The sequence below is a fragment of the Sphingomonas sp. UNC305MFCol5.2 genome, assembly GCF_000712135.1.
GTDB lineage: Bacteria > Pseudomonadota > Alphaproteobacteria > Sphingomonadales > Sphingomonadaceae > Sphingomonas.
The window spans coordinates 385671-400407 of the sequence record NZ_JOOE01000002.1 but is presented as its reverse complement, the minus strand read 5'-3'; the positions used below and the strand labels follow the sequence as shown (position 1 = coordinate 400407).

Below are 14737 nucleotides of genomic sequence, written 5' to 3'. Positions count from 1 at the left end.
CGAGGCGATGGCAACCTTCCTCGACTTCGAGAAACCGATCGCCGAGCTGCAGAGCCGGATCGACGAGCTGCGCCGCACCGCCGAGGGCGGCGCGGTGGATATCCAGGCGGAGATCGCGCCGCTCCAGGCCAAGGCCGAGCGCCTGCTCCACGACACCTATGCCAGGCTCACGCCGTGGCAGAAGACGCAAGTCGCGCGGCATCCCGAGCGGCCGCATTTCAAGCATTATGTCGCGGGGCTGATCGAGGACTTCATGCCGCTGGGCGGCGACCGCGCCTTTGCCGACGACAATGCGATCATCGGCGGGCTGGGGCGCTTCCGTGGCCGCAGGGTAATGGTGATTGGCCACGAAAAGGGCGACGATACCGCGAGCCGGCTCAAGCATAATTTCGGCATGGGCAAGCCGGAGGGCTATCGCAAGGCGATCCGCCTGATGCAGCTCGCCGACAAGTTCCGGCTGCCGGTGATCACCCTTGTCGACACATCGGGCGCGTTTCCCGGCGTGCAGGCCGAGGAGCGCGGTCAGGCCGAGGCGATCGCCCGCTCGACCGAGCAATGCCTCAATCTCGGCGTGCCGCTGGTCGCGACGATCCTCGGCGAGGGGGGGTCGGGCGGCGCGGTGGCGCTCGCGGCGGGCAATACCGTGCTGATGATGGAACACGCAGTCTATTCGGTGATCTCGCCGGAAGGCTGCGCCTCGATCCTGTGGCGCACGGCCGACAAGGCCGCCGACGCCGCCGAGGCGATGAAGGTGACCGCGCAGCACCTGAAGGACCTCAAAGTGATCGACGGGATCATCGGCGAGCCGCTGGGCGGTGCGCATCGCGATCCGGGTGCGGCGGTGCTGGCGCTGGGCGACGCAGTGGAAAAGGCGCTGGACGCGCTCGACGGCATGTCGCCCGAGTCGCTGCGTCAGGCGCGGCGCGGCAAGTTCCTCGCAATGGGCCGTGTCTGACCCCGGTCTTTGGTGCGACAAACGAAAGGGGCGGCGGAACCTGTGTTCCGCCGCCCCTTTCGTTTGCTTCAGTCGGACAAGGCTTACGAAGCCTTCATGTTCGACGTGACGTTGCTGAAGGTCGTCGTGAGCTGATTGCCCAGGCCCTGCATCGCAGCGATGGCGGCGACGGCGATGAGCGCGGCGATCAGGCCATATTCGATGGCCGTGGCGCCGCGGGTATTGCGAACGAAATTGCGGATCTTAAGCATGGTCAGAACCCCCTTTTGCAATAGGGCGGCGGAACCTGCGTTCCGCCGCCCTTTCCGTTTGCTTTCGTCGAGAAAGGCTTAGGTAGCCTTCATGTTCGACGTGACGTTGCTGAAGGTCGTCTTGAGCTGATTGCCCAGACCCTGCATCGCTGCGATGGCGGCGACGGCGATGAGAGCGGCGATCAGGCCGTACTCGATCGCGGTGGCGCCCTTGGAATTCTTAACGAAGTTGCGAATCTTCTGCATAACCGGTCTCCAACGTTCTAGAACTACTTCATTCACCCGGCCGGCCCGGAAATCCGGTACGGCATCAACTGATCTAACGGAGGGAAGTAAAGAAACGTATAAATCGGGCCGTTTCCAAGTTGTTAACCATGTTCAGCCTGCGGTCTGGACCTTGGTGCTGACATTATCCCACATTTCGCTGGTGACTGTTCCGAGCGCGAGCAAGGCCGCCATGATGGCAAGCACGATCAGCGCGCAGATCAGGCCGTATTCGATTGCCGTCGCCGCTTTGGAATCACGGATCAGGCGAAGGATAGACTTGGTAAGGGCTCGCATAATGCCCGCTTCTCCCCCAGAGGACCGGCGAAAATTAGCGAAAGAGAATTAACGAAGTGTCGAGAAAGACTTCTGGACTGTTGCTGGTCGTGGCGATCGCGCTGGTTGACGGCGAGGGGCGCGTGCTCGTGCAGCAGCGCCCGCCGGGCAAACCGATGGCCGGGCTGTGGGAATTCCCGGGCGGCAAGGTCGAGCCGGGCGAAATCCCGGAGGCGGCGCTGGTGCGCGAGCTGACCGAGGAACTGGGCATCGAAATCGCGATCGAGGCGCTGGCCCCGATCGCCTTCGCCAGCGAGGGGCTAGGCGAGCGGCATCTAGTGTTGCTGCTTTACGTTGCGCACACATGGGAGGGAGCGCCCGAGCCGCGGCACGCAAGCGCGCTGCGATGGGTCCGCCCCGCCGAGATGCGTGGGCTGGCGATGCCTCCGGCGGATGTCCCGCTGGTCGATGCGCTGGAGCGCCTGCTCTAGTCCGGCCGCTTCGGCTTGAGCGCGTCGGCCAGCGAAGTGGTGGCGCTGCCGCGGCGGGCGGGCTTGGGCTGCGAGGGGTCGGGCGCCCAGCCAGTCAGATAGATGATCTCGAAACGCTCAGGCGTACGGCCGTCAGGCTCGGCACGGTCGGCGAAGGCGGCCGAGGCCCGGACAAGGGCGTCGCGCGTGAGCGGCGCGGGGTCCGGGAGCAGATTGGTCGCCGCCATGCCGCGCAGGTCGCGTAGCAAATTGGGTAGGCCGGCATAGCGCACCAGCAGGGTCTCGACATCGGCGACCGGCAGCGCGAAGCCGGCGCGGGCCAGCAGGTCGCCCGCCGCGCGCACGTCGATCTGCGGATGGAAGCGCGCCGCCGGGCGGTCGGCCTCGGCCTCTTTCATGCAGCCGCGCAGCGTCGACAATGTGCCGGCACCGGCGAAGGCACCGAGAAACAGCCCGTCGGGGCGCAGCACGCGGCGCGCGAGCACGAGCGCGCCGGGAACATCGTTGACCTGATCGAGCACGCCGACCGACACCACCAGATCGAAGGACGCATCGGCGAAGGGCAGGCGATCTTCGTCACCCTGCACGCCGCCGGAGGCCTTGGCGAAGCCGAAGCCAGCGTCGAGGTGGGCGATGCGTGCGCCGGGGATATCGAGGTCGCCGGCGAAGCTGCCCAGATCGAGAACGTCGCGGAACTCGCGCCGCACTGCATCGAGCCGCTCGAGCAACCCTTCCAGCATATGCTCGCGCAGAAAGGCGAAGCCGGCAAAGCCCGGAGCGGCGCGGTCGCGGCGGCGGCGGCGGGCGGCGCGCGAGAAGATTTCGGATGCGTTTTCAGAGTCGGACACGCGCGGCTTGTGCAGCGGCGCGGCGCCCGCGACAAGGAGCGGCATGGCTGCGCTCGCTTCCCTTGCACGGCTCGCCGACCTCGCGCTGCCGCCGCGCTGCCCGGGCTGCGGCGAAATGACTGCCGCCGATCACCGCTTCTGCGCCCGGTGCTGGGGTAGCCTGCGCTTCCTCGGACCGCCTTGGTGCGCGCGCTGCCAATTACCCTTCGAATTCGATCGCGGCGAGGGCGCGCATTGCGCAGAATGCCTGGCCGAACCGCCCCCGCATGACGGCGTGCGCGCGGCAGTGGCCTATGGCGAGGTCGCGCGCGAAGTGGCGCTCAAGCTCAAATATTCGGGGCGGCTGGCCTGCGCGGGCACGATGGCGCGGGCGATGGCGCGGCTGATGCCCGAGGGCGCCGAATTATTGGTGCCGGTGCCGCTCCACCGCTGGCGGATCTGGTCGCGCGGGTTCAACCAGGCGGCATTGATCGCCGCGGCGCTCTCGAAGACGAGCGGTGTGCCCGTCGAGGATGCAATATTGCGGCGGACGAAGGCGACGCCGGTGCTGCGCGGGCTGGGCGTGCGGGGACGGGCAAAGGCCGTGGCAGGGGCGTTTGCGCTGGCAAATGGCGCGAAGGCGCGGCTCGCGGGCAAGACCGTGGTGCTGATCGACGACGTGCACACCAGCGGCGCGACCGCGGCGGTCTGCGCGCGTGTGCTCAAGCGTGGCGGCGCCGACAAAGTGATCCTTCTTTGCTGGGCACGCGTTCTGGGAGAGGAAGCGCCGGATTGACAAGCGCGGTCGCCGATCACAACTCGGGAGAGACATGGCCAAGATCGAAATCTACACCACCGCCTTCTGCGGATATTGCTATCGCGCCAAGGCGCTGCTCGATTCGAAGGGAGTCGAGTATGAAGAGATCGACATCAGCATGGGCGGGCCGCGGCGCGCCGAGATGATCCAGCGCGCCGATGGCCGCACCAGCGTCCCGCAGATATTTATCGACGGCAAACATATCGGCGGATCGGACGATCTCGCCGCGCTCGACCGTCAGGGCGGACTGGACCCGCTTTTGGCCGCATGAATCCCGTCTCGAGCTCCGTCGAGAGAGCAGCCCTGCTCCAAATGACCAGCGGGATCGATCCCGCCGAGAACGCCCGTACCCTCGTCGAGGGCGTCGAACAGGCCAAGGCGGGCGGGGCTGCGATGCTGTTCACGCCGGAAATGTCGGGACTGCTCGATCGGGACCGGGATCGCGCGGCGGGATCGCTGGTGCGCGAGGAGGACGACCGCGTGCTCGCGGCGGTGCGCGAGGCGGCGGCGAAGCATGGGCTGTGGGTGCACCTGGGCAGCCTCGCGGTGCTGCGCGACGACGGCAGGCTCGCCAATCGTGGCTTCGTGATCGACGACACGGGCGCGATTCGGGCGCGCTATGACAAGATGCATCTGTTCGACGTCGACTTGCCGAGCGGCGAGAGCTGGCGCGAATCGAGCAGCTATGCGCCGGGCGAGCGTGCGGTGACGGTGGCCACGCCGCTGGGCGTGCTGGGGCTGGCGATTTGCTACGATCTGCGCTTCCCGGATCTGTTCCGCGCGCTGAGCGACGCCGGCGCGACCTTGCTGGCGGTGCCGGCAGCGTTCACCCGGCCGACCGGTGCGGCGCATTGGCACGTGCTGATGCGCGCCCGCGCGATCGAGGCGGCGGCCTTCGTGATCGCGGCGGCGCAGGCCGGCATGCACGCCGACGGGCGCGCGACGTACGGCCATTCGCTGGTCGCCGACCCCTGGGGCGAATTGCTGCTCGACATGGGCGAGGCGGCGGGTGTCGGTTTCGCCGAGATCGATCCGGCGCGTATCGAGGCGGCGCGAGCCCGGGTGCCGGTGCTCAAGCATCGCCGCGCGATCCCGCCGGTGGAGGCGCTATGATCGTCTTCGATCTCAAATGCGGCGGCGGCCACGTCTTCGAGGCATGGTTCGGATCGAGCGCGGCGTGGGAAGAGCAGCGTGCGGCGGGGCTGGTCGCGTGCCCGATCTGCGGCGACGGCGAGGTCGCCAAGGCAGTGATGGCGCCCAATGTCGGTGCCAAGGGCAATCGCGCGGCCGGGCCGATTCCGGCGCCGTCGGGCGATGCGCCGCCCGCTGAGGTGGTGAAGGCCGCGATGGAGATGATTGCGGCGGCGCAGGCGAAGATGCTCGAGACATCGCAATGGGTGGGCACCGCCTTCGCCGACAAGGCGCGTGCGATGCATCTCGGCGACGAGCCGACCGCGCAAATCCACGGCCAGGCGACCGCCGAGCAGGCGCAGGAACTGGCCGAGGAGGGCGTGCCGGTCGCGCCGTTGCTCGTGCCGGTGGTGCCGCCCGAGCGGCGCAATTGATTCCTGTCGCCCCGCTGGCTACCAGCGGCGGCGTGGCCCGGTAGCTCAGCAGGATAGAGCAAGCGATTCCTAATCGAGAGGTCGGAGGTTCGAATCCTCTCCGGGTCACCACTCGCCTGAGATTGATCCTGCTGCGAAGCACTTGCAACTCCCCTCCCTGCAAGGGAGGGGCGGGGGGTGGGTGCGAGCGCAGCGAACCCATCGAGCGGCTCAGGAAAAGAAGGAAAGACCGGGCATCGAGCCCGGCTTTCCGTACCCACCCCTAACCCTTCCCTAAAAGGGAGGGGAATCTGAAGGTCGTTACAGCCCTGGCGCGCGAATGTGTTCTTCGGCAAGCCGCGCGCCGACTGGTTTTTGAAACCAATTGACAAAATGATTTATTTAATCGCATTTTGATCGGGACGACGATGGCGGGCCCGAAAGGGACTCGCTGCGGATGGAACGGGCACGCAGAGGCCCACATGGAGGAGGCCCCCGAAATGCTGGCAGTCGTGCGCTCTCGCGAGTCCCGCAGCCTCCGCTCGGCCGGTGCAGGACTCCTGTTGGCCACGGTGTGCAGCTTCGCGTTGGGCAGCGCCGTCCATGCCCAGAGCGATCGCCGGGCGCGCGAGCCGGTCGACGAGGCAAATCCGCTGGTCGGCACCGCGCCGCTCGATAGGCCCGAACTGATCGGCAACGCGCCGCCCGCGGGTGAGCCGCTATATTCGGGGATCACTTCGCCGGGCGCGCGGCTGCCGCACAGCGCGGTCGAGGCGGCGCCGGTCAACTTCAACGTCGAGCTGAGCTACCCCACCGGAGTCGCGACGCCCTATTACTATACCAGCCCGACGATGATCGGCTTCACCGGCGGCGGTGGCCCGACCTATGGCGCACGGGCGACGCCGATGCTGATGCCGGTGGTCGGCGACTGGACCGTGCCGCCGGTCTACAGCCAGGCCTATTACGACAAAGCGCGCGAGAAGGCGGCGCCGGGTTATTATTCGGTGTTTCTCGACAGCTTCAAGACGAAGGTCGAACTCACCGCGACGCAGGCGACCGCGCTGATGCGCTTCACCTTCCCGGCGACCGAGCGCGCGCATGTGATCCTCAATCTGCAGGGGCGCGGCGGCGAGGTCGAGATCGTCGGCGACCATAGCGTGCGCGGTATCGTGGCCGCGCAAAGGGATAACGAAGCGCGCGACGGGCGCTATTTCGTCGCGGAGTTCTCGAAGCCGTTCAAGAGCTTCGGTACCTTCCGCAAGTCGCCGGGCAACCAGCGTGGCTACGGCATCGGCGACAAGGATGTTCTGCCCGGCGCGCGGACGATCGAGGGCGGTTTCGCCGGCTCCTATCTCGACTTCACTACCGCGCAGGGCGAGCCGGTGCTCGTCAAGATCGCGCACGGCGCCAGTTACGAAGCGGCCGAACAGCGGCTGCGCACCGAGAGCCCCGGCTGGGATTTCGACGACGTGCATGGCAAGGCGCGCGCCGAATGGGCGAAATTGCTCAATCGGGTGCAAGTGACCGGTGGCACGCCGAAGCAGCGGATGCTCTTCTATTCGGCCCTGTTCCAGTCCTTCGCCAGCCCGCGACTGGTGGCGCGCAAGGGCGAGCAGTTCACCGACAGCCATGGAAAGACGCAGTCCGTGGCGTATGACCGTTACGGGCCGGTGCCTTTCTGGGATACCGGGCGCAACCAGATCGTGCTGCTCGAGCTGATGGAGCCCGAAGTGGTGCGCGACATCATGCAGTCCGAGCTCGACATGGCGCGCGAGCGGGGCTTCATGAACAGCTCGTTCCACGGCGACAATGCGGTGTTCCTGTATCTCGGTGCGATGCGGCGCGGGATCCCGTTCGATTATGCCGCGGCGTACGAATTCCTTCGGAAAAATGCCGTGGATCCAAAGGGGCCGCGTGATTTTCTGAGCGAGTATCAGAAGCAGGGCTGGGTCTCGGACGAGATCCCCGAAGGCAATCCCAGCCCGCCTCATGCCGGTGGCAAGGCGGGGGCGGCCAAGACGCTCGAATATGCCTGGGACGATCATGCGCTCGCCGAGTTCGCCGATCGGCTGGGCAAGCGCAACGATGCGCGGCTGTTCCGCAAGCGCGCGGCCAATTGGCGCAACGTGTTCGACCCGTCGATCGGCTTCGTCCGCGGGCGCACCGCCGACGGCAAGTGGATCAGCCCGTTCGATCCGGCCGAGCCCTATTACAACTTCATGATGAAGGAGGCGTCGGGCTGGTCGACGCTCTGGCTCGTGCCGCACGACGTGCAAGGGTTGATCGACGCGCTCGGCGGCCGCGCGGGCTTCAACGCCAAGCTCGATGCATTCTTCTCGAAGCCGTACAATCCCAAGGGCATCTGCCGCGACTGCACCGGCATGATCGGCCAGTTCGTGCAGGGCAATCAGCCCGATCAGCACGCGCCCTATCTCTATGCGTGGAGCGGCCAGCCGTGGAAGACGCAGGAGCTGACCCGGCGCGTCCTCGCCGATCTCTATGGCAGCGACGAGAGCGGCTATGGCTATCCGGGGATGGACGATCAGGGCGCGACTTCGTCCTGGTACGCGCTGAGCGCGCTCGGCTTCTACCCGGTCGATCCGTCGAGCGACGAATATATCCTCGGCAGCCCGATCTTCGATCGCTCGGTGCTTCAGATGGTCAACGGCAAGACGCTCGAGATCGTGGCGCGCAACAATTCGGCGAAGAACCTCTACATCCAGTCGGCCACGCTCAACGGCCGGGCATGGAGCAAACCGTGGTTCCGCCATTCCGACATCGCCAACGGCGCGAAGCTGGTGCTGGTCATGGGGCCGAAGCCGAACCCCGCCTGGGGCAGCGCTCCCGGCGACGCGCCGCCTTCGTTGACGCGGCACTGAGGAGAGAGACATGCGATCATTGACTCTCGCTTCAATGCTGGCGCTGCTTCCCACCACGGCCCTCGCCCAGCAGGCCCCGCGCGGCGACGCCGTCTATACCGGCGCGATCTCGACGCGCTGGGGCAGGGCGGTGACGCCCGAGAACGCCTGGCGCAGCTATCCGCGGCCGCAGCTCCAGCGTGACCAGTGGCAGAACCTCAACGGGCTGTGGGACTATGCGATCGCCAAGGCCGGCGCGTCGCAGCCGCAGGCGATGGACGGCAAGATCCTCGTGCCGTTCGCGGTGGAGTCCCACCTGTCGGGAGTCGCTCGCAAAGTGCTGCCCGAGGACCGGATCTGGTATCGCCGCGAGTTCACGATCCCCGCTGACTGGGCCGGGCAGAACGTCATGCTCAATTTCGGTGCAGTCGATTATTCGGCGATCGTCTGGGTCAACGGTGCCCCGGTCGGCGCACACAAGGGCGGATCCGACAGCTTCGGCTTCGACATCACCGCGGCGCTGAAGCCGGGGGCCAACGAGATCGTCGTGCAGGTCGCCGATCCCACCAGCGCCGGCAGCCAGCCGCGCGGCAAGCAGATCCTGAACCCCGAAGGCATCTGGTACACCGCGTCGAGCGGAATCTGGCAGACGGTGTGGCTCGAGCCGGTGCCCAGGCTCCACATCGCCGATGTCCGCGCGACGCCGAACGTGGATACCGGCAAGGTCGAAGTCGATGTCGCGCTGAGCGCCTGGGCGAGCGACACCGACGCGGTGCGCCTCAGCGTCAAATCGGGCAACAGGACGATCGCCTCGACGATCCTGCGCGCCAATCGCCACGCCAGCATCGCGATCCCCGACGCGCATCTCTGGTCGCCCGAAGATCCGTTCCTCTACGATCTGGTCGCCGAGCTGGTGACGGTGAAGGATCCCTGGGCCGGCAAGCCCGAGCGCGACCGCGCCGCTTATGATGCGCGCTTCACGCGTGGCGAGGCGGACACCTATGCCGCGGCGCAGGTGGCCGGCGCCCCGCGCGATCGGGTGAAGGCCTATTTCGCGATGCGCAAGATCTCGGTCGGCCCGGGAACGGTGACCGGCCAGCCGATGCTGCTGCTCAACAACAAGCCCTATTTCCAGAACGGCACGCTCGATCAGGGCTGGTGGCCCGACGGTCTGCTCACCCCGCCCTCCGAAGCGGCGATGCGCTACGATCTCGAATTCCTCAAGAAAGCTGGATTCAACATGGTCCGGAAGCACATCAAGGTGGAGCCGGCGCGCTATTATTACGACGCCGATCACATGGGCATGCTGATCTGGCAGGACATGCCGTCGGGCGGCGGCGAGGACCAGTTCCTCGCGGGCACCAGCCAGAGCCAGGCCGTGCTCTCGTCGGACGTGATGAGCGACCAGCAGACCGAGCTCTCGCAGATGATCGGCGATCTGCGCGCCTTCCCCTCGATCGTGACATGGGTGGTCAACAACGAGGGCTGGGGCCAGTACGACTCCGCCACGCTCGCGCGCTTCGTGAAAGGCATGGACCCGAGCCGGCTGGTCAATGCCGATAGCGGCTGGCTCGACGTCGCGCCCGGCGCGTCGGACATGTTCGACATCCACACCTATGAGGACGTGCCCAAGGTACCGACCCGGCAGGCCGAGCGCGCGATCGTGATCGGCGAATATGGCGGGGTCGGCTGGCCGATCGAGGGCCATTTGTGGCGCAACGACAAGCGCTGGAGCTATCAGGTGACAACCGATGCCAAGGACTATCTCGCGCGCTATCGGCGCAAGTTCGAGGAGATCGTCCGGCAAGCCAGGGTCCATGGCCTGAGCGCGTCGGTCTATACCCAGACCACCGATGTCGAAGGCGAGATCAACGGCCTGCTGACCTATGACCGCGAGGTCGCCAAGGCACCAGCCGAAGCCTTCGCCCGCATGGCAAAGCCCCTGTGGGAGCCCGTCGCGGCGCCCGCAACACCCTAGTTTTCAACGGCAAACCGCAGGCAGCGGCGATCTCTTCAACGGATCGTCGGGGGCCGCACACATACCAACTCGATCCAATTGACAAATTGCTTTTAATATTCAGGATGGACGCCGAGCGCAAAGGCCGAAGGCCGGCGCGGGGACACACAAAAGGCCGGAGGCGAGGACGTCGCGGCGAATCGGGAGGAGAGTAAAATGAATTTCGGGCAGATCGAACGGTCTCGCGGATCCTCGCACAAGCGAGTCGCGCGCTACCTGATGCTTTCGGCGAGCGTGCTCGTTGCGCTTGCCGGTACGGCGCATGCGCAGGACGCGACGGGCACGCCGGATGCCGCGACCACGCAGGGTGCAGGCACCGCGCAGGACGCGCCGGCTCAGGACGCCGCGCCCGCGGCTGAAGGTCAGGAAGGCGATATCGTCGTCACCGGCTTTCGCGCCTCGATCGAGCAGAGCCTGTCGCAGAAGCGCAACGCCAACGCATTCGTCGACGTGATCACCGCGGAGGACGTCGGCAAGTTCCCCGACAAGAACGTGGCGGATTCGCTGCAGCGCGTGCCCGGCATCATCATCGACCGTGACGGCGGCGAAGGCAGCCGGGTCAGCATCCGCGGCCTCAGCTCGGACCTGACGCTGACCGAGCTCAACGGCAACTTCATCGCCTCCGCCGACAGCGGCGATCCCTCGCGCTCGTTCAACTATCTGCTGCTGCCCTCGAGCCTGATCGGCAGCGTCGAAGTGTTCAAGTCGCCCGAAGCGCGCCTCGATGAAGGCGGCGTCGGCGGCATCATCATCAACCACACGCGCAAGCCCTTCGAACTCGAGCCCTGGTCGGGCAGCGTGTCGGCCGAAGGTACCACGTCGGACGTCACCAAGAAGATCGAGCCGAACGTCTCGGGGCTGCTCTCCTGGCGCAACGAAGACAAGACCTTGGGCTTCCTGGTCGGCGCCACCTATCAGGTGCGCACCAATCGCTCGCTCAGCGCGTCCGGCGACAGCTGGCATTGGTGGACCGACGACAAGGCCACCAACCCCGCGACCGACGTCAACGGCAAAACCTTCGCCAATGATTCCGCGATCGACTATTGGAACAGCGGCGACGATGCCGGGCAGACCACGCAAAGCGGCACGCACTACAGCGGCTATTGGGCTCCCCAATCGGTCGCCGAAACGATCATGGAGCAGAAGCGCAAGCGCCTCGGCATCCAGGCGACGATGCAGACCAGGCCGTTCGACAATCTGGAGATCTCCGCGAACTATTTCCGGTTCCAGCTCAACGGTGATTATACGCGCAGCACCATCAAGGTCCCCGAATGGGGCTATGGCAATTTCTTCACCGACGCGACGTTCGACAAGAGCGGCACGGTCCTGACCGGCGCGACATTCCAGGTTCCGGCCGAAGGCACCGGCTGCCGCGTGCCCGGTAACATGTGCACGATGGAAACCCCGGCACCGCAGGACACCTATGTCCGCGAGAAGAGCGTCTCCAACACCTATGACGTGCGCGGCAATTGGGAGCTCGGCCACCTCAACGTCGATTTCGTGTTCGGCAAGACAAAGGCCACTGGCGGTCCGTCGTTCCAGTTCTACGCCCAGGCCAAGCCGCGCGCAGGCACCGTCAACGGCAATTCGCTCAGCGCGTGGAACTTCACCGATCAGTCGATCGCGATGGAATTCTCGCCCAACGTGATCCAGAACATGCTGAACGGCGTCGCCCAGATCGATCTTGGTTCGACGGGCTCGGGCTTCACCAACAGCTCGATTTCTCAGCGCTACGCGCAGGTCGACGTGACCCGGAAGTTCGACGCGTCGTTCATCGACTCGATCCAGGTCGGTGCGAAGTGGCGCGACGGCCGCATCCATCGCGAGACCGGCAAGTTCGAATGGTATTCGGACGCCGCCAATACGCTGCGCTTCCAGGATACGCCGGGCGGCGCATTGGCATTGCCGGAAATCTTCTACCCGGATTCGCTCGGCAACATCGCCGGCGGGTTCCAGACGTCCGCTTTCCCGGCGATCAACATCCAGAACTATATCGGCTATCTGAACAAGACCTATAACGGGCCGGTTCGCGTTCCCGAGCCGCAGAACGTGTACAACATCCGCGAGAAGATCTGGGCCGGCTATGCCCAGGCAAACTTCAAAACGGACAATATCCGCGGCAATATCGGCCTGCGCGTGGTCAATACGAAACAGGACGGCACGTCGACCGACCGGATCACCTACGAGAACGAATATTGCGTGAACGGGCCTGGCGGGCCGTTCGACCCGAACAAGCCGGTAGGCGCCGACGGCAATTGTACGGTGATCCCGGAATCGCAGCGCCAGGTGAAGGTGTTCAGCCCCAATTCGGAGAGCAAGAGCTACACCGACTTCCTGCCGAGCTTCAACATCTCGTGGGAGGCGATGCCCAACCTGCTGCTGCGTGCGGCAGCGTCGAAGGTCATTGCCCGGCCAGGCTATGGCGATCTCGCGGGCTCGCGCGGTCTGACGTTCAACTCGGATGCGTTCGTCTTCGATCGCGCCCAGTTCGGCGCGCTGCCGGGCTGGTTCGGCGACGGCGGCAATTTCAATCTGAAGCCGTTCAACGCCTGGCAGTATGACGCCGGCGTGGAATGGTATTTCCACCGCGGCTCGGTGCTGGGTTTCACGCTGTTCCGCAAGGACGTGAAGGACTTCATCGTGCCGGTCGTGATCGATCTTCCGCAGGAGGTCGCCGGCCAGACCGTGACGGTCCAGCAATATTCGACTCAGGCAAACGGCACGAGCGCGGTGTCGCAGGGTATCGAAGTCTATGCCCAGCACACGCTGGACTTCGGCCTCGGCGCGCAGGTGAACTTCACCTATAACGACACCTCGCAGGCCGACGTCACGCTGAACGGGACCAAGCTGGGTGAATCGGCGCTGGTCGGCAGCGCGAAGACCCAGCTCAACGCCTCGGTCTTCTACGAACACGGCCCGGTCCTGCTGCGTGCTTCGTACAATCGCCGTGGCGAGGTCGTGCGCGGACTGTCCTCGGGCCTCAACGTCTATGACGATCCGTACGATCAGGTCGATCTCAACGCGGCGTTCGACGTGTACAAGAACCTCCAGATCACCGGCTCGGTCATCAACCTCACCAAGTCCGAACAGCGCCAGCATCTGGGCAACGACACGAAGGACCGCTTCATCTCGAACGTCTATTCGGGCCGCCGCTTCTATCTGGGCATGGCATTCAAGTTCTGACGCGTCGTCCCTGACGCACACGTAATCGCCCCCCAAGGCGCCTAGGAGGTGATCCGTTCCCCCCGGATCACCTCCATCTTTGTACCGCGGGGGCCTTGCGTGCCACATGGGATGCACGGTTGATTCTGCAGGAAGAAGCGGCATGCGGCGAATGATGCAAACCGGTCTGGCGGCAGCGGCGGTGCTGCTCGTCACGGCTTCGGCGCCCGCGCCCAATCCGATCGTGCCGGGCTGGTATGCCGATCCGGAGATCCATGCCTTCGGGGACCGCTATTGGATTTATCCGACCTATTCGGATCACGGCGCGGTGCCCGATGTTTCGCCGGGCTTCACGCCCGCGCAAATCGAACTGCGCAAGCAGAAGATGGTCCGCCCGTCCTACGGTATCCAGACCTTCTTCAATGCCTTCTCCTCGCCCGATCTCGTCCATTGGACGAAGCACGAGCATGTGTTCGACGTGAAGAATGCCGGCTGGGCGGCCTTCGCGATCTGGGCGCCTTCGGTGATCGCGGCGAACGGCAAATATTACATGTTCTTCAGCGCCAATGACATCCAGAAGGATGGCGAGTTGGGCGGGATCGGGCTGGCGATGAGCGACACGCCCGGCGGGCCGTTCAAGGACGCGATCGGCAAGCCGCTGATCGGCAAGTTCCACAATGGCGCCCAGCCGATCGACCCGTTCGCGTTTCGCGACAAGGACGGGCAGGTCTATCTCTATTATGGCGGCTGGCAGCACTGCAACGTCGTCAAGTTGAGTAAGGATCTCAAGACCATCGTCCCGCATGCCGACGGCTCCACGTTCAAGGAGATCACGCCCCCCGGCTATGTCGAGGGCTCGTTCGTGATCCAGCGCAAGGGCGTCTATTACCTGATGTGGTCCGAGGGCGGCTGGACCGGCCCTGATTACAGCGTCGCATACGCGATGGGGCCGAGCCCGGTCGGACCGTTCAAGCCGATGGGCAAGATCCTGCAACAGGACTTCAAGATCGCGCGCGGCGCTGGGCACCATTCGGTGGTCAACGTGCCCGGCACCGACGAATGGGTGATCGCCTATCACCGCCGCCCGCTCGGCGAAGAGCGCGGCGAACATCGCCAGCTCGCGCTCGACCGCATGGAGTTCAACGCCGACGGCACGATCAAGCCGGTGGTGATGACCAACGAAGGCGTCGCGCCGCGTCCGATCGGCCGCGCAAAATGAAAATCTCAGGGGGAGACCTGCGTTGAAGACCTTCGCTCGATCACTGCGCGGTGCGA

General features: G+C 65.4%; 14 protein-coding genes and 1 tRNA gene. 11 read left to right on the top strand and 4 right to left on the bottom strand.

Features of this window, described 5'->3' with window-relative positions:
* Positions 1-7: 7 nt before the first annotated feature.
* The gene (locus BR78_RS0109045) at positions 8-955 is read left to right on the top strand and encodes an acetyl-CoA carboxylase carboxyltransferase subunit alpha (protein WP_029936231.1); all 948 of its coding nucleotides are present in this window, start codon (positions 8-10) and stop codon (positions 953-955) included.
* 83 nt (positions 956-1038) lie between these two features.
* Here BR78_RS0109045 and BR78_RS0109040 read toward each other — a convergent pair whose 3' ends face one another.
* The 3 genes from BR78_RS0109040 to BR78_RS0109030 all read right to left on the bottom strand — a co-directional run bounded on the left by BR78_RS0109040 (position 1039) and on the right by BR78_RS0109030 (position 1767).
* On the bottom strand, positions 1039-1206 hold the full coding sequence (locus tag BR78_RS0109040) for a Flp family type IVb pilin (protein WP_029936229.1): 168 nt from the start codon (positions 1204-1206) through the stop codon (positions 1039-1041).
* A gap of 78 nt (positions 1207-1284) precedes the next feature.
* Positions 1285-1452 carry a Flp family type IVb pilin gene (locus BR78_RS0109035; RefSeq protein WP_029936228.1) on the bottom strand — a complete coding sequence of 56 codons (168 nt, stop codon included), beginning with the start codon at positions 1450-1452 and terminating at the stop codon, positions 1285-1287.
* A 132-nt stretch (positions 1453-1584) separates the two neighbouring features.
* Complete coding sequence (locus tag BR78_RS0109030; protein ID WP_029936226.1) at positions 1585-1767, bottom strand: Flp family type IVb pilin; 183 nt, start codon at positions 1765-1767, stop codon at positions 1585-1587.
* Between the two features lie 56 nt (positions 1768-1823).
* Between BR78_RS0109030 and BR78_RS0109025 the strand changes: the two genes are divergently transcribed.
* Entirely contained in the window at positions 1824-2237 is a 414-nt protein-coding gene (locus BR78_RS0109025; RefSeq protein ID WP_037566413.1) for a (deoxy)nucleoside triphosphate pyrophosphohydrolase, read from the top strand.
* On the opposite strand, the gene BR78_RS0109020 is transcribed toward BR78_RS0109025, so the two are convergent.
* The gene (locus BR78_RS0109020) at positions 2234-3130 is read right to left on the bottom strand and encodes a class I SAM-dependent methyltransferase (RefSeq protein WP_051683271.1); all 897 of its coding nucleotides are present in this window, start codon (positions 3128-3130) and stop codon (positions 2234-2236) included. The genes BR78_RS0109025 and BR78_RS0109020 overlap by 4 nt on opposite strands.
* Between BR78_RS0109020 and BR78_RS0109015 the strand changes: the two genes are divergently transcribed.
* From BR78_RS0109015 to BR78_RS0108975, 9 genes are all read left to right on the top strand, one after another.
* A complete protein-coding gene (locus tag BR78_RS0109015; protein WP_025561270.1) occupies positions 3129-3860 on the top strand; it encodes a ComF family protein in 732 nt (243 codons plus the stop codon). The two genes, BR78_RS0109020 and BR78_RS0109015, sit on opposite strands and share 2 nt — an antisense overlap.
* 34 nt (positions 3861-3894) lie before the next feature.
* The gene (grxC, locus tag BR78_RS0109010) at positions 3895-4152 is read left to right on the top strand and encodes a glutaredoxin 3 (protein ID WP_025561271.1); all 258 of its coding nucleotides are present in this window, start codon (positions 3895-3897) and stop codon (positions 4150-4152) included.
* Positions 4149-4994, top strand: coding sequence for a carbon-nitrogen hydrolase family protein (locus BR78_RS0109005; RefSeq protein WP_029936220.1), 846 nt, complete (start codon positions 4149-4151; stop codon positions 4992-4994). The genes grxC and BR78_RS0109005 overlap by 4 nt, the downstream gene beginning before the upstream one ends.
* A complete protein-coding gene (locus BR78_RS0109000) occupies positions 4991-5446 on the top strand; it encodes a DUF1178 family protein (RefSeq protein WP_029936218.1) in 456 nt (151 codons plus the stop codon). The genes BR78_RS0109005 and BR78_RS0109000 overlap by 4 nt, the downstream gene beginning before the upstream one ends.
* Before the next feature lie 34 nt (positions 5447-5480).
* Positions 5481-5557: transfer RNA gene (locus tag BR78_RS0108995), tRNA-Arg, on the top strand.
* 440 nt (positions 5558-5997) lie between these two features.
* On the top strand, positions 5998-8304 hold the full coding sequence (locus BR78_RS0108990) for a GH92 family glycosyl hydrolase (protein ID WP_231478244.1): 2307 nt from the start codon (positions 5998-6000) through the stop codon (positions 8302-8304).
* A gap of 10 nt (positions 8305-8314) precedes the next feature.
* Positions 8315-10261 carry a glycoside hydrolase family 2 protein gene (locus tag BR78_RS0108985; RefSeq protein ID WP_025561118.1) on the top strand — a complete coding sequence of 649 codons (1947 nt, stop codon included), beginning with the start codon at positions 8315-8317 and terminating at the stop codon, positions 10259-10261.
* 195 nt (positions 10262-10456) lie between these two features.
* Complete coding sequence (locus BR78_RS0108980; RefSeq protein WP_029936216.1) at positions 10457-13483, top strand: TonB-dependent receptor; 3027 nt, start codon at positions 10457-10459, stop codon at positions 13481-13483.
* A 142-nt stretch (positions 13484-13625) separates the two neighbouring features.
* Positions 13626-14681 (top strand): glycoside hydrolase family 43 protein, encoded by a 1056-nt coding sequence (locus BR78_RS0108975; protein ID WP_231478215.1) that lies wholly within the window; start codon positions 13626-13628, stop codon positions 14679-14681.
* Positions 14682-14737: the final 56 nt, after the last annotated feature.